Origin of the sequence: Pseudotamlana agarivorans, assembly GCF_018860245.1 — a bacterium.
In the GTDB taxonomy this organism is placed as follows: Bacteria; Bacteroidota; Bacteroidia; order Flavobacteriales; family Flavobacteriaceae; genus Pseudotamlana; species Pseudotamlana agarivorans_A.
Genome location: NZ_JAHKPD010000014.1, coordinates 90723 through 113511, shown reverse-complemented (window position 1 = coordinate 113511; position 22789 = coordinate 90723). Strand labels below are relative to the sequence as shown.

The following is a 22789-nucleotide window of genomic DNA, read 5'->3' as shown; positions in this document are numbered from 1 at the left end:
TCGCTTTTAAAATTCTCAATTTCTAACGCTTTGAAAAAATATTTCTACGTTTTTAATATTCAATATTTAGGGTATCGTTTTCATGGATGGCAAAAACAGCCCGACGTGAAAACTTTGCATCTTATGGTGGATAGAACACTTAATTTTATCCTAGAAGGTAAAAAATTTAAGAGTTTAAGTTCTGGCCGTACAGATGCTATGGTTTCGGCCGAATCGGCTGCTTTTGAACTTTTTGTTCACGAGCCAATTGAAGATCAAGAAGCGTTTTTAGAATTATTTAATTACAACCTACCTCAAGACATCCGTGCTTTAAGTATGCGTGAAGTTGATGAAAAATTCAACATCATCAATAACTCTAAAATCAAGGAATACTTGTATTTATTTGCATTTGGTGAAAAGTGCCACCCTTTTTGTGCTCCAATCATGACGACGATTTTAGATGACCTAGATATTGAACTGATGAAAGCGGGTGCTAAACTTTTTCAGGGAGAACATTATGTTAAAACTTATTGTTATAAGCCTACAGATCACGGAATCTACAACAGGGAGATTTTAACTTGTGAAATTGTTGAAAATACGATTTATACTGCTAATTACTTTCCGAAGAAAACCTATTTACTACGGGTTAAAGGTAAAGGATTTATGAGAAACCAAATTCGCTTAATGATGGGGACTTTAATAGATTTAGGTAAAAGGAAACTTACTTTGGAAGATATAAGAATCAGTTTGCTTCCAGAAAGCACGGTTAAGATGAACTACATCGCACCTGCTTCAGGTTTAATTTTGAACAAAATAGACTTCATTTAATTATTTCATTTTTCCTAAAAGATATAATAACCCTACCTTTATTTATACACATGTTATGTGTAAAATAGAGTAACTCCCAACTGTTTTTAAAATTTAAATAAGTAGCTTGAGTCAAGAGTAATTCTGATATGATTGGAAAAACTCTAAATGCTTGCTAGCAACTATTAGTGTAAATAATTAAACAGTTCGAGGTTTTGTAAAAATTCTTACAAGTAAATTTCCGATTTAATTGATTCGGCGTGTTTCAGAATAGGGTTAGATTATAAGTGGTTGTTTTTTATAGTATTGTAATCCTGAAAATTGTTAAAATTGAATGGAGTTAACAATTGATTTTATGAGTTAATAAATTTTTTAGAGTGTAAGTAATATTTTACTAACTTTATAAAAGTAAATAACCACAGAATAATTTAATAGTAAATTATTCAATAACACTTAAAATCAAAAATTATGTTACGTTGGACAATCACATTTGTTATTATCGCTTTAATCGCTGGGGTGTTAGGCTTTGGTGGAGTTGCAGGGGCATCAGCCGGAATTGCTAAAATATGTTTCTACATATTTATTATACTATTTATTATCTCCTTGTTAAGAGGTGTTCTTAAAAAATAGGCAAGTGTCATTTGAAGTCTACTAAAAGTGCGGGCGTACAAATAGCATAGTTTAAAAATAAATTTTAAAATTAATATTATGAGAAAAATCTTATTAGCATTAGTCTTATTATTTACAGTTTCGACGATTTTTACAGGCTGTAGAGATGAAAAAAGTACAGGAGATAAAATTGAAGAAGCGGTTGAAGACACAGGAGACGCTATTGAAGATACAGCTGATGATGTTGGAGATGTTGTAGATGATGTGGTAGACGAAGTGGATTAATTTTCACTTTAATTTCAATCGAAATGCAAGTTGTTTCGTTGTATAAATATTAAGAAAAGTCCCGATTTATTGGGGGCTTTTTGTATTTTGGAATATTATAAAAAATAAATTAATGAGCAATTCAGTTCCAAAATCCGTTTTTACATTCTTTAGTAGATTGGAAAAAAATAATAATCGTGATTGGTTTAATGAAAATAAGCCCGAATTTAAAGCTTTAGAGAAGGAAGTGAAAGCTTTTTATAATGCAGTTTATGAAAATTTAAACATTCACGATGAAATTGATAAACTGAAAATTTTTAGAATTTATCGCGATGTGCGATTTTCAAAAAATAAATTACCTTATAAAACGCATTTTGGAGGATCGTTTCATAGAGCAAAACCACGTTTAAGAGGAGGGTATTATTTACATCTACAACCAAATAATGAAAGTTTTATCGCAACCGGTTTTTGGGAACCAGCTAAAGAAGACCTTTTAAGAATTCGAAAAGAATTCGAAATGGACGACTCTGAAATCCGTGAAATTATTGAAAATAAAAAATTTAAATCTGTTTGGGGAGAACTCGTTGGTGATCAAGTGAAAACAGCTCCAAAAGGCTTTAATAAAGCGCATGAAGCTATTGATTTGATAAGAAAAAAGCAGCATATTTTCGTTAAAAAATATAGTGATGTGGAAGTTTTAAATGCTAAATTTTTAGATGAAATAAGTGATGCGTTTAAAACAATTCGCCCATATTTTGATTATATGAGCGCTGTTTTAACTACAGATTTAAATGGGGTTTCAACTATAGATTAAACCGCTGTTAACAATTCTGGTTTATCAAATAATTGTATTTGACTTAATAAACGGTCTTTCACAAGATTCATCATTCGTTTGTTAAGCGCTGAAGAATTTTCTATGTAAATTTGGTATTCTTCAACAGTAAACTGCCCTATAATCATGCCTTTCATAGAATTTCTAAGTTTCATATCTCTTTGAATGGCATTTTCAACGTAAGACATGCGTTTTTCTAAAGTAAAATCATGGAAAATAGATTTGTGCTTTCTAATGTAATTTTTAAAAACTTCTACAAGTAAATCATTTTGAAGTTTGATGATTGGTCTTAAAACTAAGTTTTGAAAACGTTCATCACTACTCATGTTTTCTTTAATCGTCTCGCCTAAAATCTCAGGTCGAATGTTAGTCAGATTTGATTGTCTAGTGTTCATTTTTATGGAGATTTTACTTAAAAATAGAAATTAATAGAGCTGTTCATGTTAATTTAACTTTATATTTATTAACGAGTTTATTAACATAGAAGAATTTCATACCTTTATTCATTCTAAAAAATAACGTAGTTTTTGACTGGTATTTAAGGCTAAAACACGTGTTTTTGTACATCTATAAATCGTTTTGATTTATAACTAAATTTTTAAAGCAAAACTTAATACTTAAAACTAAAAGATGAATTTTCATACAAGAAAATGGATTAAACCTGAAGATTTAAATGCAAATGGAACTTTATTCGGAGGACGATTATTAGACTGGATAGATGAAGAAGCAGCGCTTTACACAATTATTCAACTAGAAAACCAAAAAGTAGTAACCAAATACATTAGTGAAATTGATTTTAAGGCCTCAGCAAGACAAGGTGATATTATCGAGATTGGTATCACGCCTGTTAAATTTGGAAGGGCCTCATTAACCTTAAGTTGTGAGGTTAGAAACAAAATGACAAGAGAAACTATCATTACCATTTCTAACATTGTTATGGTAAATCTTGGTCCTGACGGAAAAGCCGTTCCTCATGGAAAAACAGAAGTAGAATATGTTAAAGATAGACTGCAATAGGGCTGTTTGAAAAAAACAATCAATTTTAAGAATTTGTTGAATAAAATTCAATTTATAATCTATCCACTAGTAATTTTATAAAAATTAAATAACAAAGGGGCTTTAAGTTTTAAATACATGTAATAAAACATAAATTTGTAAGCCTTTATAGGCTCTTAGGTATTAATATGCCTAAGCTTGAAGCAACTTTAATACAAAATATAATATTTATGAGTAAATCATTGTTTGACAAAGTGTGGGATTCACATGTTGTAAGAAAAATTGAAGATGGTCCAGATGTGTTTTATATCGATCGTCATTTAATTCATGAAGTAACAAGTCCTGTAGCATTTGTTGGTTTAAAAAGTAGAGGTTTAAGCGTATTATATCCAGAGCGTACATTCGCTGTTGCCGATCACAATACACCTACAATTAATCAGCATTTACCTGTTGAAGATCCATTATCTGCTAATCAATTAAAAACATTAGAAAATAACGCGAACGAATACGGAATTAGTCACTGGGGCTTAGGGCACCAAAACAATGGTATTGTTCACGTTGTAGGACCAGAAAATGGTATTACACTTCCGGGAGCTACTATAGTTTGTGGAGATTCACATACATCAACTCACGGTGCTTTTGGAGCGATTGCTTTTGGTATTGGTACATCTGAAGTTGAAATGGTTTTGACAACGCAATGTATTATGCAGCCAAAACCAAAGAAAATGCGCATTAACGTAAACGGGACATTAAGTAAGGCTGTTACGGCTAAAGATGTTGGTTTATATATAATTTCTCAATTAACGACTTCTGGAGCAACAGGTTATTTTGTTGAATATGCTGGTGATGTTTTTGAAAACATGAGTATGGAAGGTCGTATGACGGTTTGTAACTTATCTATAGAGATGGGTGCACGTGGTGGAATGATTGCTCCAGATGAAAAAACTTTCGAGTATATCAAAGGACGTCCAATGACTCCAAAGGGAGCGGATTGGGATAAAGCCATGACATACTGGGAAACCTTAAAAACGGATGAAGGTGTAACGTTTGATAAAGAATTTAATTTTGATGCTAGTGATATTGAACCTATGATTACATATGGTACAAATCCTGGTATGGGAATGAGTATTTCTAAAAACATTCCTACTGCAGAATCTGTTGAAGGAGGAAAAGCAACATATGATAAGTCTTTAGCTTACATGGGTTACGCTGAAAACGATCAAATGATTGGAAAGAAAATTGATTACGTATTTATTGGTTCTTGTACTAATGGTCGTATTGAAGATTTCCGTGCATTTGCATCTATTGTAAAAGGAAGACAAAAAGCAGACAATGTAACGGCTTGGTTAGTTCCAGGATCACATATTGTTGAAGCTAAAATAAAAGAAGAAGGGTTATTAGCTATTTTTGAAGAAGCTGGTTTTGTTTTAAGAGAGCCAGGTTGTTCTGCCTGTCTAGCAATGAACGATGATAAAGTACCTGCTGGAAAATATGCAGTAAGTACATCAAATAGAAACTTTGAAGGTCGTCAAGGACCAGGGTCTAGAACATTACTTGCAAGTCCTTTAGTTGCAGCAGCTGCAGCAGTTACAGGAGTAGTAACAGATCCTAGAGATTTATTATAATCATTGAATTTTGAATGTTTCATTTAAACAAATCAACGATTAATCAAAAAAACAACAAAAATGGCTTACGATAAATTTACAACACTAACAAGTACTGCAGTTCCATTACCAATCGAGAATGTAGATACAGATCAAATTATACCAGCACGTTTTCTTAAAGCAACAACTCGTGATGGTTTTGGGGATAACTTATTTAGGGATTGGAGATATAACGGTGACGATACACCAAAAACAGATTTCGTATTAAACAACCCTATCTATAGTGGTAAAATTCTTTTAGGAGGTAAGAACTTTGGTTCTGGTTCTTCTAGAGAGCATGCTGCATGGGCGGTTTACGATTATGGTTTCCGTTGTGTGGTATCTAGTTTCTTTGCAGATATTTTCAAAAACAACTGTTTGAACATTGGCGTTTTACCAGTGCAAATTTCTCCTGAATTTTTAAATGAAATTTTTGAAGCGGTTTACGAAGATCCTAAAACAGAATTAGTAATCGACTTAGATGCTCAAACGATTACATTACCATCATCTGGTACTCAAGAATCATTTGATATTAACGGTTACAAAAAAGGTAACATGTTAAATGGTTTTGATGATATTGATTACTTACAAAGTATGAAAGGTGAAATTGAAACTTTCACAGAATCACGCCCTTTTTAGAGCATGAGTTTGAGAAAAATAGAAATAATGGATACGACATTACGCGACGGTGAACAAACCTCGAGTGTGTCGTTTTCTGCTTCTGAGAAATTAACAATTGCTAAGCTTTTATTAGATGAATTAAAGGTTGATCGCATTGAAATTGCGTCAGCAAGAGTGTCTGAAGGTGAACTTCAAGCCGTTAAGGATGTCACAAAATGGGCTGCTGAAAACAACCAATTAGAAGCTGTTGAAGTATTGACTTTTGTTGACAAAGGCATCTCCATAGATTGGATGCTTGAGTCAGGAGCCAAAGTGCAAAACCTGCTTACCAAAGGTTCGTTAAATCATTTAACACATCAACTTAAAAAGACGCCTAATCAGCATTTTGAAGAAATAAAAGAAAATATTTCTTTAGCTGAAAAACACAATATTATAACCAATGTTTATTTAGAAGATTGGAGTAATGGCATGCGCAATTCTAAGGCTTATGTTTTTGAGTTTCTAGAATTTCTTTCAACACAACCTGTGAAGCGTATTATGCTTCCGGACACCTTAGGGGTATTAACACCTGAAGAATCTTTTAATTTTATTAAAGAAATAAAAGAGAAGTACCCAAATTTACATTTTGATTTTCATGCGCATAATGATTACGATTTAGGTGTGGCTAATGTTATGGCAGGTTTAAATGCTGGAGCAGATGGTTTGCATTTAACGGTAAATGGTATGGGCGAACGTGCAGGGAATGCACCAATGTCTAGCACGATTGCTGTGATTAACGATTTCATGCCTCATGTTGAAATTGGAGTGAATGAAAAAATGCTGTATACAGTAAGTAAATTGGTTGAAAACTTTTCAGGATTGGTAATTCCTTCTAATAAACCCATTGTGGGAGCAAATGTTTTTACGCAAACTGCCGGCATTCATGCTGATGGAGATAATAAAAACAATCTATATTTTAGTGATTTAATGCCAGAACGTTTTGGTAGAACACGCCAATACGCTTTAGGGAAATCCTCAGGGAAAGCTAATATTCAAAAGAATTTACAAGAATTAGGACTTCAACTTAATGACGAAGACTTAAAGAAAGTAACACAACGTATTATCGAACTTGGTGATAAAAAGCAAGTTGTTACGAAAGAGGATTTACCTTATATTATTTCTGATGTTTTAGATAGAACTTATGAAGAAAAAGTAAAGGTAAATACTTATGTTTTAACGCATTCTAAAGGGTTAAAACCTACAACTTCAGTTTCTATAACTATTGAAGGTGAAACTTTTGAAATTAACGCTCAAGGTGATGGACAATTTGATGCTTTTATGAATGCTATTAAGAGTATTTTTAAGAGAGAAAAATTGATTGTTTTACCAGATTTAATCGATTACGCGGTAAGGATTCCTCCGGGAAGTCGTTCGGATGCTTTATGTGAAACGATTATTACTTGGAAAAGTACCAAAAAAGAATTCAAAACACGTGGGTTAGATTCAGATCAAACAGTGTCAGCCATAATAGCTACTGAAAAAATGCTGAATATTATAATTAATTAAAAAATAACCAAATACTTAAGTTTCTAACTGAAGTAAATGGTATTCATATATAATAAAACAAAGATTAAAATTAATAAAAAATGAAATTTAATATAGCGCTTTTAGCCGGAGACGGAATAGGACCAGAAGTTATTGATCAAGCAGTAAAAGTAAGTGATGCTGTAGCAAAGAAATTCGGACATGAAATTACATGGCAACCTGCTTTAACAGGTGCTGCTGCAATTGATGCAGTTGGTGAGCCTTATCCAGATGCAACGCATGATATTTGTGCTGCTTCAGATGCCGTTTTATTTGGAGCTATTGGGCACCCAAAATACGATAACGATCCTTCTGCACCGGTAAGACCAGAACAAGGTTTACTTAAAATGCGTAAAAAATTAGGTTTATTTGCTAACGTTCGTCCTACTTTTACTTTCCCATCTTTATTAGATAAATCACCTTTAAAACAAGAGCGAATTGAAGGTACAGATTTAGTTTTCTTAAGAGAGCTAACCGGAGGTATTTATTTTGGTGAAAAGGGTAGAAGAGATGGAGGAGAAACAGCTTATGATAATTGTGTTTACACAAGAGCTGAAGTACAACGTTTAGCTAAAAAAGGTTTTGAATTGGCCATGACCCGTTCTAAAAAACTATGTTGTGTTGATAAAGCTAACGTATTAGAAACATCTCGTTTATGGAGAGAAACCGTTCAAGCTATGGAAAAGGATTATCCAGAAGTTGAAGTTAGTTATGAGTTTGTTGATGCTGTAGCGATGCGTTTGGTACAATGGCCAAATAGCTACGATGTGTTAATTACTGAAAATTTATTTGGTGATATTTTAACTGATGAAGCTTCTGTGATTTCAGGATCTATGGGGTTAATGCCATCGGCATCTATGGGGTCTGATATTGCTTTATTTGAGCCAATTCACGGGTCTTATCCACAAGCAACAGGGTTAAATATTGCTAACCCAATGGCAACAGTATTATCTGCTGCTATGATGTTTGAAACAGCGTTTAACTTACCAGAAGAAGGAAAAGCGATTAGAGATGCTGTAAATAAAGCGTTAGCTGAAGGGTTTGTTACTGAAGATTTAGCCGATGGTGGTAAATCTTACGGAACAAAAGAAGTAGGTGATTATTTAGCTTCTAATATCTAGTATAAAGTTATAGTACTCTATATAAAATTAAAAGCCAGAATAACTAAGTTATTCTGGCTTTTTAATTTTTAAATGCTATCAAAAGTACTTTAATGACGTCTTGCTGAGTTTATTTTCAGTACATCATATATCTGATAATCAGACCTGATGAACATTTGAATCAAGTTCAGATAGACGAATATTTTCTTTTGAAATAGCTTCTTATTTTTGAAGTTTCACGAAATAATCGAAAATTTCAGGAACATTTCCGTTACCCATTTCAGCATTCACAGCTGCAGTAAGGTTACCAGAAGTCGCTTTTGCAATATCAGAAACAGATCCTAAATCATCCATCATTTGCACAAAGTAACCTAAATCTTTATTAGCATTTGCAATAGAGAATCCTAAGTCACTTACATTGTCAACAGCATAGTGCTTACAGAATTTCATGAATGGTGAGTTCGAAGGGCCAGCAGACATGATATCAAACAATTGTTGTCCATCTACACCAGATAATTTAGCGGCAGCGAAAGCTTGAGACATAGCTACTACAGTAGTCATTCCCATGAAATTGTTTATTAATTTTGTAGTATGTCCAGCACCAAGAGCACCTAAATAGAATACGTTTTCACCTTGTTCTTCAAGAACTGGTTTTACCTTTTCAAACGTTTCAACATCACCAGCAGCCATAATGTTTAATAAACCATCTTTAGCGTGTGCAGGAGTACGACCAAGTGGAGCGTCTATCATGCCAGCTCCTTTCTCAGCAAGATCTTTACCAATCTTACGAGTAGATGCAGGAATTGATGTTCCGAAGTCTATTAAAACAGCCCCTTCTTTAATGCCTTCAAGAATACCATTTTCACCATAAACGATTTTTTCAACTACAGCAGAAGTTGTTAAACAGAACATGATGATATCACTCTTTTGAGCCAATTCTTTAGGTGAAGCCGCTTCAGAAGCATTACCGCGAGCAATAACAGTTTCAACAGCGTCCTTATTAAGGTCCATAACTATTACTTCGAAACCTCTCTTTTGAAGGTTTTCAACCATATTTGCGCCCATTAGGCCGAGTCCGATAAACCCAATTGTCGGTTTTTTCATATTATTTATTTAAATTTATTATAATCTGCAGCAAAGGTAAGCATTAACGTAATTATTTGAAGGTTCAGGAGTCTCTTTTTTATTAAATAAAGGTTAAATAAAATTCTTTAATTAACTGATTTTTAACCTTTACACTGTTTTTTTTAGTTATAATCGACATTTATATCTTTAATTAATTCAAAACAATAAAAATTTTGAAATAAAAAAAAAGCCTTACACTAAAGAAGTATAAGGCCATTGATTTGTAAATAGAGTTTTTAATTTAATTGTTTAAGTGCTTAGCATAAAAACCAAGCATTGCCTTGTAAAGGTCTAACCTGTTTTCTTCTTTGTGAAAACCATGTCCTTCATCGTATTTAACCATATAAGGGACATCGTTCCCTTTAGCTCTTAAAGCCTCAACTATTTGATCAGATTCATCAATGTTAACTCTAGGGTCATTCGCGCCTTGTACAACAAATAGAGGCTTTTTTATTTTATCAATTTGATACGCAGGCGATACTTCTTTCATAATAACTTTTTCTGAAGCCACATCTTCATCATACCAAATTTCTTTCATGATTTTTAAATAAGGTTTCCAATATGGGGGAATCGTTTTCATGAATGTAAATAAGTTTGAAACACCAACATAATCAACACCGCAGGTATATAAGTCTGGCGTTTTAGTTAAGCCTCTTAAAACTGCGTAACCGCCATGACTTCCACCATAAATAGCTACATTATTTTTATCTACCCAACCTTTATCGATTACGAATTGTAATCCATCTTCAACATCATCCATGGCTTTTCTGCCAATTTGTTTAAAACCAGATTCTAAAAATGCCTTTCCATAGCCTCCAGAGATTCTAAAATTCACTTGTAACGTTGCATATCCACGACTTGCAAATAATTGCGCTTCTGGATTAAATCCCCAAGAATCTCTAATACCTTGTGGTCCGCCATGCGGATTTACAATTACAGGCACTTTTTTACCCTCTATAGCTGCTTTAGGTAAGGTAATGTATCCATGAATATGCTTACCATCTCGACTTTTAAATGAAATAGGACGCATAACCGCCATATCTTCTTCCTTAAGATTTGGCATTAAATTATAAAGTAATTTGAATTCATCTTTAATGGCATCGTATGAATAATAAGTCCCATACAATTTATCACTTTGAAGGAATATTAAGTATTTGTCTTCATCATCTGTTACCCCTGCAATTGAATAATCATAGTAAGGGAATTTTGAAGTAATTTTTTTGTGTAGATTTTTATAATATTGACTAACCGGAATTATTTCTTGTTTTTCACCTTCAAAAGCAAAATAATCTAATTCATATCCTCTTTTTCTTGATAATCTTAATCCAGAAACATCAAAATCTTCATTTGAAAATAGTTTTTTAATAACCTTATCTTCTTTTAGATCATATAAATATATTTCTGTTTTATCACTCTCCAAATTTGAAACTACATAGGCATCATCTGGGTTTTCACTTGCGTAATTAAATGAAGCAATACTAAAGCTGTCTTTCCAATTTAATTTCTTTTTTATTTCATAATTCTTTCCATCGGTTGTGTAATACAAATCGATGTTTACGCCATCACGAAGTCTTGAAAAACCTCTTAATTTCCCATCTTTATCAAACTCATAACCATCAATAGGGTTTTCTGCATCATCATTTTCATATAACTGAACCAAATCACCTGTTACAATATTAATTTTATAAGGTTCAAATATTTGAGGGTTATTCTGGTTCATTGAGATAATCATGTGTTCTTTATCTTCTTTTAAACCATTTAGAATATTCACTTTTACACCATCAAAAGGTGTTAATTCAACCTGATTGCTGCCATCCAAGTTTACTGCAAATAAATGGTAGTTCTCATTTCCACCTTTGTCCATGATATAAACCAATCTATTATCATTAGCCCATCCAAAACCGCGAATTAATTCATCTTCTTCTTTAATAACTAAAGTAACCTTATCGTTTTCAAGGTTTTTTACATAAACATGATTTTTCGCAGCGTCATCTTTCTCTTTATATGCGAGGTAGGCTCCGTTTGGCGAAAAAGAAAAAGAACTCGCTTTTGGTTTTGCAAAGTAATCTTTAACTGAATATTTATAATTGCCGTCACTAAAATGCTCTAATTTGTCTAGTTCGGCATCCGAAGAAGGTAGGGTAGTATTCCCTGGAAGTGTTTTTACCGTTTTTGTTAAAGTTAAGGAGTGATCCTCAGTTCCTGTTTGGTATAATGTCCCCTCAAAAGATTTGCTTTTATATGTGCCAATATATTTTAAACCAACTTGTTTAAGTTTAATCGTTAATATGTTTTCTGAAAAAGTAATTTCGTCCATTGGGATATCTGTTGCACCCTGAGTAGGGCTATCCATGGTACACGTTAGACCTGAGTCTTCTTTTTTGATATTGAATATTATAGGAACTTCTGTTTTTTGAAGTTTGATGTTTCCTTTCCATGCTCCGGAAATGTCTTGTGCATCTGTTTGTGTAATCATACTTAGAAATAAGAATAAAGCACTGCTTAATTTAAAAATTGTTGTTTTCATTTAAAGGTGTAAATTTAAAGATTCTATAATAGAGTGAATTAATTAATTTGGAATGATTAGAAGCAAAAAGTGACTTTTTGTTAAATAATTTTCACTAAAAAGCGTTTTTTTTATTATTTACTATAAATATATCGCTTTTTTAGATATTATTTTTTCATGTAAACACGCAATTAATTCCTTAATACTCTTTTGCTTAGTAGATTCTAAAAAATCCTAGAATAATTTTAAGAGCAATCATGCATGATAAACGCTCTAAAGATGTTATTTTTGCACGTCATAAAATTTTTAGCATGTCGGCAACAAAAGCGGAATTAGAAGAAAGAAAGGAAGGGAAAGATTTATACAGCTACCAGAAAGGGGCAATAGATAAAATATTTAACGCCTTTGAGGAGTCTCCAGATGATTATCATTTGTTATATCAATTACCAACTGGTGGAGGTAAAACGGTTATTTTTTCTGAAATTGTTAGACAGTATTTAAAGCATCACAAAAAAAAGGTTTTAGTGATGACACACCGTATTGAGTTATGCCGACAAACCTCTAAAGTTTTAACCGAATTTGGTGTTCATAATAAGGTCGTTGATAGTAAAGCGGATTTAAGTGATCAGGCAGATTTCAGCTGTTTTGTTGCCATGGTTGAAACCTTAAACAACCGTTTAAATGATGATAAACTTGATATTTCTGATATAGGTTTAGTTATTATTGATGAGGCGCATTACAATTCATTTACAAAACTTTTTAAATTTTTTAGTCAATCTTTTATTTTAGGAGTAACGGCAACACCTTTAAGTTCGAGCATTGAGTTGCCAATGACCGATAATTATGATGAACTTATTGTAGGTGAAAGCATTGAATCTTTAATAGATAATGGTTTCTTAGCGCGAGCTGAAATGTTTACTTATAATGTAGGTTTAACGTCTTTAGTTGTAGGTGCTAATGGTGATTATACTGTAAAATCATCTGAAGACCTATACACCGATAACGATATGTTATCTAAGCTTTTACAGGCTTATGAAGAACGTGCAAAAGGGAAGAAGACCTTAATATTTAATAACGGTATTAACACATCATTGCATGTTTACGATACTTTTAAAAGAGCGGGTTATCCCGTTGCGCATCTAGATAATACAAATAGCAAAAAAGAGCGCGCCATGATATTAAAATGGTTTAAAAATACGCCAGATGCTATTTTAACATCTGTAAGTATATTAACTACAGGGTTTGATGAGCCTACTGTTGATAGTATCATTTTAAATAGAGCAACAAAATCGTTAACGCTTTATTACCAAATGATTGGTCGTGGTTCTCGTATTTTGAAGAATAAAAAAACCTTCTCGGTTATAGATTTAGGGAATAACTTCCACAGATTTGGACCATGGGGAGAGGATTTAGATTGGCAACGTATTTTTAAATCACCAACGTATTATTTAGATTCTATTTTAAGTGATGAAGATTTAGAGAGTAATTTCAGGTATGAAATGCCAGATGAATTACGAGCTGAATTTGGAAAATCTAAAGATGTATATTTTGACATTCAAAAAACATATGTTGATTCAATTCGAAACGGAGAATCTTCAAAAGTTGTTTTAGAACGTTCAATTGAGCAACATGCAAAAATATGTATTGAAAATAGTGAAGATGTTTACGATGCTTTAGCCTTGGCAAAAATGCTAGGTGACGATATAGATTTTAGAATTCAGCGTTATACAAAATGCATTAGTAAAAGTACTTACAACTTCGTAGATTGGTTAAAAGGGGATTATAGAAAAAAACTCAATTCTTATTTGCGTTCTAATTTTGATGAAGTTTTTGAGGAAATTCACGGTTTTCCACCCGAAGATTAGGGTATAACTACAAATTATAACACATAATAATTGTAGCTTACTTAAAATAAGGTTTATCTTTGCAGTATTATTAACTCATTAAATCTGTACGATTAGATAAACTATGGCAAAATCGCAAGTTACCTTTAACAAAATTGAAAAAGAAAAGAAACGTTTAAAGAAACGTGAAGAAAAGCAAAAAAAGAAAGAGGCCAGAAGAGCTGAAGCTAAAGAAAACCCACAAGGGATTCAATTTGCTTACGTTGATTTCAACGGAAATTTAACTGACACCCCACCAGATCCTGCAATGCGCGAAAAGGTTGAAGCTGAATCTATTGAATTAGGGATTCCTAAGAAAGAAGACAGAATTGAAGAAGAACCAGCAGCAAAAGAAGGAAAAGTGTCTTTCTTTGATCATTCTAAAGGTTTTGGTTTTATCATTGATAGTATTAATCAAGAGAAGTATTTTGTTCACGTTAGTGGTACATTAGAACCTATTGAGGAAAATGATAAAGTGACTTACGAATTAGAACGTGGTCAAAAAGGAATGAACGCTGTTCGAGTTAAAAAGATTTAACTTTTTTCTTATAGCGTAGTTTCAAACTACAAGATCCAATAACATTGTATGAGTGCATCGCGTAAAACGATTCTTATCATTTTAGCATTTTTTGCCATTTATGTTATATGGGGTTCTACTTATTTGCTTAATAAAATAGCTGTAACAAATTTGCCGCCTTTCTTTTTGGCATCAATTCGTTTCGTTACGGCTAGTATTTTAATTTTTATTATAGCCAAAATTTCAAAATTTAACTTAAAAATTAGTTGGCCGCAATTAAAAAATGCGGCTATAGCTGGTTTTTTGTTCTTAACCTTTGGAAACGGTGTCGTTGTTTGGGCACTAAAATATGTAGATAGCGGTTTTGCTGCACTGGAAATATCAGCACAACCACTAGTTGTTCTTATTCTGCTTCGTATCCTTCAAGGTAAACGCATTTCGTTAATGTCCTATGTTGGCGTTATTTTAGGATTTTTAGGCATTTTTTTATTAGTTGGTCAAAAAGAACTATTAAATCAGGACGGGCAAATTATTGGTATGATCACTATTTTGTGTTGCATGATTAGTTGGTCTTATGCTAGTATTTTTGTGGGTAAGGCAGATTTACCAAGCAACCATTTTGTGAATACAGGGTATCAAATGTTGCTAGGGGGAGTCTTTCTAGGGGTAATAAGTCTTGTTTTGAACGAGCCCTGGTCGGTCCCGACAATCTGGCCAAAAGAAGTACAATGGGCCATGTTAGGCTTAATTTTGTTTGGAAGCCTTATCGCCTTTACCGCATTTAATTACCTCCTAAAAACAGTGTCTCCAGAAAAAGTGGCTACGTCTACTTATGTGAATCCTATAATAGCCCTGATATTAGGTTGGTGGATTTTAGATGAACATATTTCAATGCAATCAATATGTGCAGCAGTTATTCTTTTAACTGGTGTATATTTTATAAACTCTAACCGTAAATTTAAATTTAGATCAATTGGACGTTAAAAAAGCATTACAATTTATGCTAATTAGTACATTAGCTTTCACCTGTATGAATGGTATCGTAAAATATTTAGCCCATTTTGATGCTTTTCAAATTGTTTTTTTTCGATCTATAAGTTCCTTGTTTTTTACATTCGGATTTCTTATCAAAAATAAAATTCCAATTTTAGGAAATAAAAGAAAACTACTAGTATTAAGAGGTTTAGTTGGTGTCACTTCAATGGCTTTATTTTTTATGTCTACCAAATATTTACCTATCGGCACGGCGGTTTCACTACGATATATGGCTCCGATTTTCGCTGCTGTTTTTGCGGTTTTAATACTTAAAGAAACGGTTAAACCTATACAATGGTTATTTTTTGTTGCTGCGTTTATAGGTGTTATTATTTTAAAAGGTTTTGATACGTCTTTAGATAGTTACGGACTTATATTAATTTTAATTTCTGCTATTTTTAGTGGGCTAGTTTATGTTGTGATAAGTAAAATTGGAAAAGCAGATCACCCTGTAGTGGTCGTTAATTATTTTATGGTGATATCAACTATTACGGGAGGGCTAGTCGCTATTTTTAATTGGACAACTCCAATAGGTGTGGAATGGTTAATGCTATTAGCTTTAGGTGTTTTTGGTTATTTTGGACAAGTATATATGACAAAGGCTTTTCAAATCGCAGCAACTAATCAAGTGGCGCCTTTAAAATATTTAGAAGTAATTTTTACTGTATTATTTGGGGCTTTTATATTCGGTGAAGTTTATACTCTGTGGAGTTTGTTAGGTATTGCTATGATTATTACAGCCTTGGTCCTAAATGCACTGTATAAAGGCAAGAAATAATCTTGCTATATGTTGTAGATTTCTATACAATTCAATTAAAAAACACATACATATATCGCTCGTCCTTTGGGTATATAGTCATGTGTAATCAATCTTTTATAGAGTTTAATGAAAAGTGATTTATTCATTTTATTTAATACCTATGATAAGGGGGATACCTGTTGTAATACCTAGCACTTATTTATTAGAATATTTTTTCAATAAAGCTACTAAATATTTACAAAATAAGTATTGAGTAACATCAAATTTCGTGTAACTATTTCATTTCAAAAAACATACAAGTTGTCTGATTTACTTTTTTAGGTTAATTACTTATTTTAAATTTTATGAAATATGTAATTTTATTTGAAATATTACGGTTTAGTACAGTAATTATGCCGTCAAAAATCCCGTATTGTTAATAATATGTCATTTTATTATTAAATATGTATCGTTATAATTTTTTTAAAAAAATTACTTAAATCATTTAGTAGTTTGTCCTAAAATATTTATTAAATTTAATGAATTGTCGGAGAGTATTTACTAAAATATAAGATTTGAAAGAAGCTATTAATTTGCCATTATTTTCATCATACGAATTCGATTCTAGGTTTTACGATGAATTGTTTGCAAAAAGAGAAGATGTAAGAAGTATTTATAAAACGTTATTTGAACTTTTTGGGACGTATTCAGTACCTGAATTTAATAGGCTTAATATTCAAGCGAAGGATTCTTTTTTTAATTCAGGAATCACATTTCAGGTTTATGGAGAAAATGAAGTCAATGAAAAAATATTTCCGTTTGACCTCTTTCCAAGAATTATTGATCATAAAGAATGGGAAACGATTGAATCGGGCGTGTTACAAAGAAGTAAAGCGTTAAACCATTTTCTTTGGGATGTTTATCATGATCAAAAAATTATTAAACAAGGCATTGTTCCTAAGGAACTTATAGAGTCTTCAGTGAATTTTTTACCTGAAATGGTTGGTTTTGACCCACCCGAAGGTGTATATAACCATATTTCTGGAACCGATTTAATTAAACATTCCGATGGTAAGTATTATGTTTTAGAAGACAATATACGATGCCCTTCAGGAGTAAGCTACGTAATTGGTAATAGAGGCGCCGTTAAGCATGCCTTGTTTGGTGTTTTTAACCAATACAATACACATACTGTTGTTAATTATGGGTCTAAATTATTAGATACGATGCAATCTGTTAAACCAAATGGAGTAGACAACCCCGTTTGTGTAATTTTAACTCCAGGGGTTTATAATTCGGCTTATTATGAGCATTGTTTTTTAGCCAAACAAATGGGAATTCTACTGGTTGAAGGACGTGATTTGTTTGTTGAAAATGACTTCGTTTATATGAAAACCATTTATGGTATTGAAAAAGTGGATGTTATTTATAGGCGTGTAGATGATTTATTTATTGATCCATTAGTGTTTAATAAAGATTCTGTATTAGGCGTTCCAGGTTTATTCTCTGTTTATTTAAAAGGTAATGTGGCATTAGTGAATGCACCAGGAACAGGGGTAGCAGATGATAAAGCGGTTTACACTTACATGCCAGAAATTATTAAATATTATCTTGACGAAGAACCTATATTAAATAATGTATACACTTACCATTGCAGTCGTAAAGATGAATTGAGTTATGTACTTGAAAATATTGATAAATTAGTAATTAAGCCTGTAGATGAATCTGGAGGTTATGGAATCTCTATTGGAAACAAACTCACGAAGGCTGAAATAGAAAAAGTAAAAGAAACCATTAAAAAAGAACCTCGTAAATATATTGCTCAGCCTATTATGTCGTTGTCAACACACCCGACTTATATCGATGATACGCAATCTTTTGAATCTAGACATGTAGATTTAAGAACATTTACTTTATTGGGGAAAGATGTTGATTTCGTGTTAAAAGGTGGGCTAACCAGAGTGGCACTTAAAAAAGGAAATTTAGTGGTAAATTCATCTCAAGGTGGAGGGTCAAAAGATACTTGGGTATTAAAAAAATAGAACATATATGTTAGCAAGAGTAGCAAATAATTTGTTTTGGATGGGGAGATATATCGAACGATCTGAACATATAGCACGATTTTTAAGGGTAAATTATTTTTCTTCCTTGGATGCACCAGATGAATTGTCTCAATCCAGACAATTTGTATTGCGTTCTATTATGTACATGGCTGCAAATGAAATTATAGATTCAGATATCGTTTTAGGTGAAGAAAAAGTTTTATTTAACGTTGGTTTGAATCAAGAAACGCCTTATTCCATAGTTAATGGTTTTATTAATGCTCATGAAAATGCTAGAAGCGCTAGAGATTTAATATCTAACGAGCTGTTTGAAACCATTAACCGTATAAAACATAATATTAAAGCTTATCCTGTAGAGAAATTGGTAAAAAGTCAACTGTATGATTTTACAATAAATGTTGTAGATGCCACTTCTGAAATTAAAAGTAAAATTCAAAGTACGCTTTTACATGATGAAGTTTATGCTATAATCATGTTAGGTATTAATATTGAACGCGGATTGCAAGTAGCTAGAATTATTAATTCTAAAGTAAGTGATGCAAGCACTGTTAAAAAGATTTATGGTGATTTAGTAGATGGTAATTACCAATGGGCAACTTTGCTAAAATGTGTTTTGGCTTACGACATGATGCGCAGAAGTTATAAGAAAACACCGGAAAGAACCAACACTTTAGAATTTTTAATACTTAACTCCAAGTGCCCACGTTCGATTAAAAACTGCCTAAATCAAATGAACAATTATATTTGTATGATTTCTAAGCAGCACGAAAAACCGGTGAATTCAGCTGCTTTTCTAATAGGAAAAATGACTTCTCAATTTGAATATAAATTGATTGAAGAAATTGATAATAATTTAGAAGATTTTATGGCACAGCTAATTGAAAAATTGGCTGAAATTGCTGTGAAACTAGAGGAAGATTATTTCGACATTTCACATACATTGGACACTAAAAAAGTAAAGGCTTAATTTAATTATTACCAGAGTAATAATTAATACTATTTTATTGTTTTTGAGTTTGTTGCTGAAGCCCTGATTCTTTTGCTGGTCTTAAATCTACTGAGATTTCCATGTCATTCTTTCCAGTTGAATAAATAACTCCTTTCAAAGGTGGGACATCATAATAATCACGGCCATGAGCAACCACAATATGTTGATCTTTTGGGATTTGATTATTAGTAGGATCAAAATCTACCCAGCCATGAGACGGAATAAAAACAGAAAACCATGCGTGAGAAGCATCGGTGCCTATTAGTTTTTCTTTGCCTTCCGGCGGAAGTGTTTCAATATATCCACTTACATATCGAGCTGGAAGCCCTATAGATCGTACACAAGCAATTGCCACTTGAGCAAAATCTTGGCAAACTCCTTTTTTCGCTTTCATCACTTCGTCTAAGGGGGTGGCAATATTTGTAAATCCAGAAACGAAGTCAAAATCTATAAAAATGCGCTGCATGAGTTCATGAGCTGCTTCATATAAAGAGCGTTTAGGTTTAAATGAAACCTCTGCATATTTTTTTATTTCAGGTGTTGTTTTTGAAATAAGAGGCGAAAATAATACAAATTGCCTTGCATCGATAATATCATGAGCTACACCTTTAAGTAGTTTTAACGCATCCCCAACCGTAACATTATCTCTAGTATTAACGTCTTCTTGTGAAACTTGAGCATTAAAATCTCTAGCAATTTTACTGCGTGAAATAACGATTAACTCTTCATGGTGTTCTTGAATAGAAAAAGTAGCCACCGTGTTTCCGAAAAAATCTACATGTTCTGATATTTCGGTTGGCAAAGGACTAATTTCTAAACTGTAGTCCAATAGTTCTTGTCCTTTAAAATTTTTAGGTTTTAAGGTTGCTAAATTATGACAAAATGAAGCGCCATGTTCATATTTGTATTTGGTTTTATGCCAGAGATCAAAAACTACCATATTAATTCGTAATGTTTCGGTTAACCAATTGCTTTTGTTGTTGAGAATGATTGAAATAGGTGTCTGAAATTGCCATAGAAGTTACATGGAACAAATCACTTAATTCAGCTAATAAAGCATCTAATTTCATGCGTATTTTAGATTTATCATCTGTATACAGAACATCTTCTAAAGTAATATTTTGAATTAAACTCAAGGCTTTTTCAATATTCTTTTGGCAATTCGTGTCTTCGTTATTAACGTTGTTGTTGGGTAATTTACTGATATCCTTTTGTAGTCTACTAATTTGATAAGTTAAAGACCTTGAATATTCATTATCTAAAAGCAATAATTTTAATACGTTTTCAATACTTAAATACGATTTGTAACTATACCTATAAATATTTAAACTTTCATGACTAGATAATAGCGATTCTAAAATTTCATATTCTAAATCTTCATCGTGAGTGACTACAATAAGGGCTCGGAATTTTTCTATAGTCATAGAGGCTTCTTCTAATTGTAAACCAATAAAATAGAGTAGTAGCCCTTGTTTTACCATGATACTTTCTTCCGTAAGCGCCATAAATGCAATTAGTCTTGTGATAATTTGGTCAAAAAACTTAGTGAGTGCATAAATGCTATAATTTTTTTCCTGTTTAAATTTTTTCCAAATTTTATCAATACTATCAAAAACACGCCACATGTCTTTCGACCATAAATTTCTTAATGTATAATAGGAACCATTAAAACTTTGTAAACTTTGGGCGAAACTTCCAATTCGTTTTTCATCAATAATTACAGAAATAATTTCTTTTAACGGGGTCTTAAGCATTTCTTCAGACTTATCTTCATCGAAAAATCCTGGAAATGTTGATGTTATGGTTGTTATTGACTGGTATAAAATATTTAACCCTTCAGAGTCGGATTGGTATCTATTTGTGTATTGCACATTGGTCATTTGATTTAATACCATGCGAACATATCTTGCCGTTAATAATGTTCTAGCTACATATCTACCAGACCAAAATAGGTTTTCTGCGGTATTACTAGGAACATCATTGATGCTAATGATGTTGTTGGGAGATGTTTTATTCCAAGAATAAAGTTGTAACTGGTCCTGGTTTTCTTCACCAATCACCCAAAAATCTTTACTGGTTCCACCACGTTGGTTAGAAACAAAAAGCTTCTCACGTTCTGCAGCTACTCGTACTAATCCACCAGGCATAACGCTATAATTGTCACCTTTGGCGATAGAAAATGTACGGCATAAAACCTTGCGAGGTTCTAGCTTTTCATTTACAAAATTAGGTGCGGTTGAAAAATAGATTTTTTCTTGAGCTACATATTGATTCGGATTAGAAAGTATGTTTTTCTTGAGTTGTTTTAATTCCTTTTTGCTTAAAAATTCGCAGAAAATGATGTTTTCACGTTGCGATCTGTCAATTTTTTTAACAACAAAAGAAGTAAGATTTTCAAAAACATGATTACGTTCCTTTTCTTGTCCGCACCACCATGAAGCAATTTGTGGCAAAATCAATTTCTCGTCTAGGAAATATTTACAAATATTCTCCATAAAAGGAATCAACCCCGGGTTTTCTAACACACCGCTACCAATAGGGTTAACTATGGCTACATTTTGAAGTCTTACAACTTCTAATAAACCAGCCACACCTAAATAGGAATCTTCACGTAGTTCTAACGGATCCATAAAAGCATCATCAACACGACGTAAAATAACATCAATTTGCTTAAGTCCTTTTAAAGATTTCATCCAAACTTTACCATTACGAACCACTAAGTCATTGCCTTTAACTAGTGGATAGCCAAGAAAATTGGATAAGTAAGAATGTTCAAAATAAGTTTCATTATGAGGTCCTGGTGTCAAAACGACAACAGTAGGATTATCTTTGTGATCTGGAGCCGCAGTTAATAATAACTGATTAAAATCTTTGAAGAAATTTGATGGCTGTATAACATTAATGTTATCAAATATTTCAGGAATCACTCTGCTTTTTGAAAATCTATTTTCCAAGGCATATCCCATTCCAGATGGTGCTTGGGTGCGATCGTTTACCACCCACATGCGTCCGTCTGGTCCTCTTGCCAAATCTACGGCATGAATAGATAATTGTTTGGCCGTTTTATATTGAATTTGATCACAAGATCTTAAAAAACCACGGTGTGCATAAATAACTTCAGGAGGTATAATACCATTTTTAAGCAATTTACGTTCACCATAAATATCTTTTAGAACGAGGTTTAAAATTTCAGAACGCTGCTGAATACCTTTTTCTACCAATTCCCATTCTTTTTGTTGAATAATAAATGGGATGATATTTAAGTTCCACGGGCGATTTAATCCATTAGGATCGTTGTATACGTTGTATGTAACGCCATTTTCTGCTAAAAGCCAGTCTATTTCAGACTGTTTAGAAGCGAGTTCTTTGTTACCAATTTTCAATAAATTATCCAAAAGGCTTTTCCAATCAGCCTTTATAGTTAATTCAGAAGTTAGTAACTCGTCATATTTACTAAAATCTTTAAAATAATTTTCGAATATGATATTTTCTTTTGTCTCCATTAATTGGAATCCTTAA

20 protein-coding genes are annotated in these 22789 nt (G+C 32.4%); 15 read left to right on the top strand and 5 right to left on the bottom strand.

Going from position 1 to position 22789, the window contains the following annotated elements:
* Window positions 1-30 precede the first annotated feature (30 nt).
* The 4 genes from KO493_RS10475 (at window position 31) to KO493_RS10460 (ending at window position 2473) form a co-directional block, all read left to right on the top strand.
* Window positions 31-807, top strand: a complete 777-nt coding sequence (locus KO493_RS10475) for a tRNA pseudouridine(38-40) synthase TruA (protein ID WP_216067914.1) — start codon at window positions 31-33, stop codon at window positions 805-807.
* Between the two features lie 447 nt (window positions 808-1254).
* Window positions 1255-1416, top strand: coding sequence for a DUF1328 domain-containing protein (locus KO493_RS10470; protein ID WP_216067913.1), 162 nt, complete (start codon window positions 1255-1257; stop codon window positions 1414-1416).
* Window positions 1417-1494: 78 nt separating this feature from the next.
* Complete coding sequence (locus KO493_RS10465; protein ID WP_216067912.1) at window positions 1495-1680, top strand: hypothetical protein; 186 nt, start codon at window positions 1495-1497, stop codon at window positions 1678-1680.
* Between the two features lie 112 nt (window positions 1681-1792).
* Window positions 1793-2473, top strand: coding sequence for a DUF2461 domain-containing protein (locus tag KO493_RS10460; RefSeq protein ID WP_216067911.1), 681 nt, complete (start codon window positions 1793-1795; stop codon window positions 2471-2473).
* Here KO493_RS10460 and KO493_RS10455 read toward each other — a convergent pair.
* Entirely contained in the window at window positions 2470-2886 is a 417-nt protein-coding gene (locus KO493_RS10455; RefSeq protein ID WP_216067910.1) for a glyoxalase, read from the bottom strand. The genes KO493_RS10460 and KO493_RS10455 overlap by 4 nt on opposite strands.
* 235 nt (window positions 2887-3121) lie before the next feature.
* Between KO493_RS10455 and KO493_RS10450 the strand changes: the two genes are divergently transcribed.
* The 5 genes from KO493_RS10450 (at window position 3122) to leuB (ending at window position 8435) form a co-directional block, all read left to right on the top strand.
* Window positions 3122-3508 carry an acyl-CoA thioesterase gene (locus KO493_RS10450; protein ID WP_216067909.1) on the top strand — a complete coding sequence of 129 codons (387 nt, stop codon included), beginning with the start codon at window positions 3122-3124 and terminating at the stop codon, window positions 3506-3508.
* 209 nt (window positions 3509-3717) lie between these two features.
* The gene (gene leuC / locus KO493_RS10445) at window positions 3718-5112 is read left to right on the top strand and encodes a 3-isopropylmalate dehydratase large subunit (protein ID WP_216067908.1); all 1395 of its coding nucleotides are present in this window, start codon (window positions 3718-3720) and stop codon (window positions 5110-5112) included.
* A 60-nt stretch (window positions 5113-5172) separates the two neighbouring features.
* Window positions 5173-5769, top strand: a complete 597-nt coding sequence (leuD, locus tag KO493_RS10440) for a 3-isopropylmalate dehydratase small subunit (RefSeq protein ID WP_216067907.1) — start codon at window positions 5173-5175, stop codon at window positions 5767-5769.
* A gap of 3 nt (window positions 5770-5772) precedes the next feature.
* Window positions 5773-7296: an alpha-isopropylmalate synthase regulatory domain-containing protein gene (locus KO493_RS10435; RefSeq protein ID WP_216067906.1), complete on the top strand. Its 1524-nt coding sequence runs from the start codon at window positions 5773-5775 to the stop codon at window positions 7294-7296.
* Window positions 7297-7376: 80 nt separating this feature from the next.
* On the top strand, window positions 7377-8435 hold the full coding sequence (gene leuB, locus KO493_RS10430; protein ID WP_216067905.1) for a 3-isopropylmalate dehydrogenase: 1059 nt from the start codon (window positions 7377-7379) through the stop codon (window positions 8433-8435).
* Window positions 8436-8636: 201 nt separating this feature from the next.
* Here leuB and KO493_RS10425 read toward each other — a convergent pair whose 3' ends face one another.
* A complete protein-coding gene (locus KO493_RS10425; protein WP_216067904.1) occupies window positions 8637-9518 on the bottom strand; it encodes an NAD(P)-dependent oxidoreductase in 882 nt (293 codons plus the stop codon).
* 262 nt (window positions 9519-9780) lie between these two features.
* Window positions 9781-12066, bottom strand: coding sequence for an alpha/beta hydrolase family protein (locus KO493_RS10420; RefSeq protein ID WP_216067903.1), 2286 nt, complete (start codon window positions 12064-12066; stop codon window positions 9781-9783).
* A 290-nt stretch (window positions 12067-12356) separates the two neighbouring features.
* Here KO493_RS10420 and KO493_RS10415 point away from each other — a divergent pair, with 290 nt between their 5' ends.
* From KO493_RS10415 to KO493_RS10390, 6 genes are all read left to right on the top strand, one after another.
* Complete coding sequence (locus KO493_RS10415; protein WP_216067963.1) at window positions 12357-13910, top strand: DEAD/DEAH box helicase; 1554 nt, start codon at window positions 12357-12359, stop codon at window positions 13908-13910.
* A gap of 103 nt (window positions 13911-14013) precedes the next feature.
* Window positions 14014-14466, top strand: coding sequence for a cold-shock protein (locus KO493_RS10410; protein WP_216067902.1), 453 nt, complete (start codon window positions 14014-14016; stop codon window positions 14464-14466).
* A gap of 48 nt (window positions 14467-14514) precedes the next feature.
* Entirely contained in the window at window positions 14515-15429 is a 915-nt protein-coding gene (locus tag KO493_RS10405) for an EamA family transporter (protein WP_216067901.1), read from the top strand.
* Window positions 15430-15445: 16 nt separating this feature from the next.
* On the top strand, window positions 15446-16258 hold the full coding sequence (locus KO493_RS10400; RefSeq protein WP_216067900.1) for a DMT family transporter: 813 nt from the start codon (window positions 15446-15448) through the stop codon (window positions 16256-16258).
* Between the two features lie 536 nt (window positions 16259-16794).
* Window positions 16795-18261, top strand: coding sequence for a circularly permuted type 2 ATP-grasp protein (locus KO493_RS10395; protein ID WP_216067899.1), 1467 nt, complete (start codon window positions 16795-16797; stop codon window positions 18259-18261).
* A 7-nt stretch (window positions 18262-18268) separates the two neighbouring features.
* On the top strand, window positions 18269-19249 hold the full coding sequence (locus tag KO493_RS10390; protein WP_216067898.1) for an alpha-E domain-containing protein: 981 nt from the start codon (window positions 18269-18271) through the stop codon (window positions 19247-19249).
* Window positions 19250-19283: 34 nt separating this feature from the next.
* Here KO493_RS10390 and KO493_RS10385 read toward each other — a convergent pair whose 3' ends face one another.
* Window positions 19284-20210, bottom strand: a complete 927-nt coding sequence (locus KO493_RS10385; protein ID WP_216067897.1) for a transglutaminase family protein — start codon at window positions 20208-20210, stop codon at window positions 19284-19286.
* A gap of 1 nt (window position 20211) precedes the next feature.
* Entirely contained in the window at window positions 20212-22773 is a 2562-nt protein-coding gene (locus KO493_RS10380) for a circularly permuted type 2 ATP-grasp protein (RefSeq protein ID WP_216067896.1), read from the bottom strand.
* Between the last annotated feature and the right edge of the window lie 16 nt (window positions 22774-22789).

What these genes read in the sequence shown, in the direction of transcription:
- KO493_RS10465 (WP_216067912.1), top strand. Translation starts at nt 1,495, where the DNA reads ATGAGAAAAATCTTATTAGCATTAGTCTTATTATTTACAGTTTCGACG.
- KO493_RS10385 (WP_216067897.1), bottom strand. Translation starts at nt 20,210, where the DNA reads ATGGTAGTTTTTGATCTCTGGCATAAAACCAAATACAAATATGAACAT.
- KO493_RS10405 (WP_216067901.1), top strand. Translation starts at nt 14,515, where the DNA reads ATGAGTGCATCGCGTAAAACGATTCTTATCATTTTAGCATTTTTTGCC.
- KO493_RS10450 (WP_216067909.1), top strand. Translation starts at nt 3,122, where the DNA reads ATGAATTTTCATACAAGAAAATGGATTAAACCTGAAGATTTAAATGCA.
- leuC (WP_216067908.1), top strand. Translation starts at nt 3,718, where the DNA reads ATGAGTAAATCATTGTTTGACAAAGTGTGGGATTCACATGTTGTAAGA.
- KO493_RS10420 (WP_216067903.1), bottom strand. Translation starts at nt 12,066, where the DNA reads ATGAAAACAACAATTTTTAAATTAAGCAGTGCTTTATTCTTATTTCTA.
- KO493_RS10400 (WP_216067900.1), top strand. Translation starts at nt 15,446, where the DNA reads ATGCTAATTAGTACATTAGCTTTCACCTGTATGAATGGTATCGTAAAA.
- KO493_RS10415 (WP_216067963.1), top strand. Translation starts at nt 12,357, where the DNA reads ATGTCGGCAACAAAAGCGGAATTAGAAGAAAGAAAGGAAGGGAAAGAT.
- KO493_RS10470 (WP_216067913.1), top strand. Translation starts at nt 1,255, where the DNA reads ATGTTACGTTGGACAATCACATTTGTTATTATCGCTTTAATCGCTGGG.
- KO493_RS10425 (WP_216067904.1), bottom strand. Translation starts at nt 9,518, where the DNA reads ATGAAAAAACCGACAATTGGGTTTATCGGACTCGGCCTAATGGGCGCA.
- KO493_RS10460 (WP_216067911.1), top strand. Translation starts at nt 1,793, where the DNA reads ATGAGCAATTCAGTTCCAAAATCCGTTTTTACATTCTTTAGTAGATTG.
- leuB (WP_216067905.1), top strand. Translation starts at nt 7,377, where the DNA reads ATGAAATTTAATATAGCGCTTTTAGCCGGAGACGGAATAGGACCAGAA.
- leuD (WP_216067907.1), top strand. Translation starts at nt 5,173, where the DNA reads ATGGCTTACGATAAATTTACAACACTAACAAGTACTGCAGTTCCATTA.
- KO493_RS10380 (WP_216067896.1), bottom strand. Translation starts at nt 22,773, where the DNA reads ATGGAGACAAAAGAAAATATCATATTCGAAAATTATTTTAAAGATTTT.
- KO493_RS10435 (WP_216067906.1), top strand. Translation starts at nt 5,773, where the DNA reads ATGAGTTTGAGAAAAATAGAAATAATGGATACGACATTACGCGACGGT.
- KO493_RS10390 (WP_216067898.1), top strand. Translation starts at nt 18,269, where the DNA reads ATGTTAGCAAGAGTAGCAAATAATTTGTTTTGGATGGGGAGATATATC.
- KO493_RS10410 (WP_216067902.1), top strand. Translation starts at nt 14,014, where the DNA reads ATGGCAAAATCGCAAGTTACCTTTAACAAAATTGAAAAAGAAAAGAAA.
- KO493_RS10455 (WP_216067910.1), bottom strand. Translation starts at nt 2,886, where the DNA reads ATGAACACTAGACAATCAAATCTGACTAACATTCGACCTGAGATTTTA.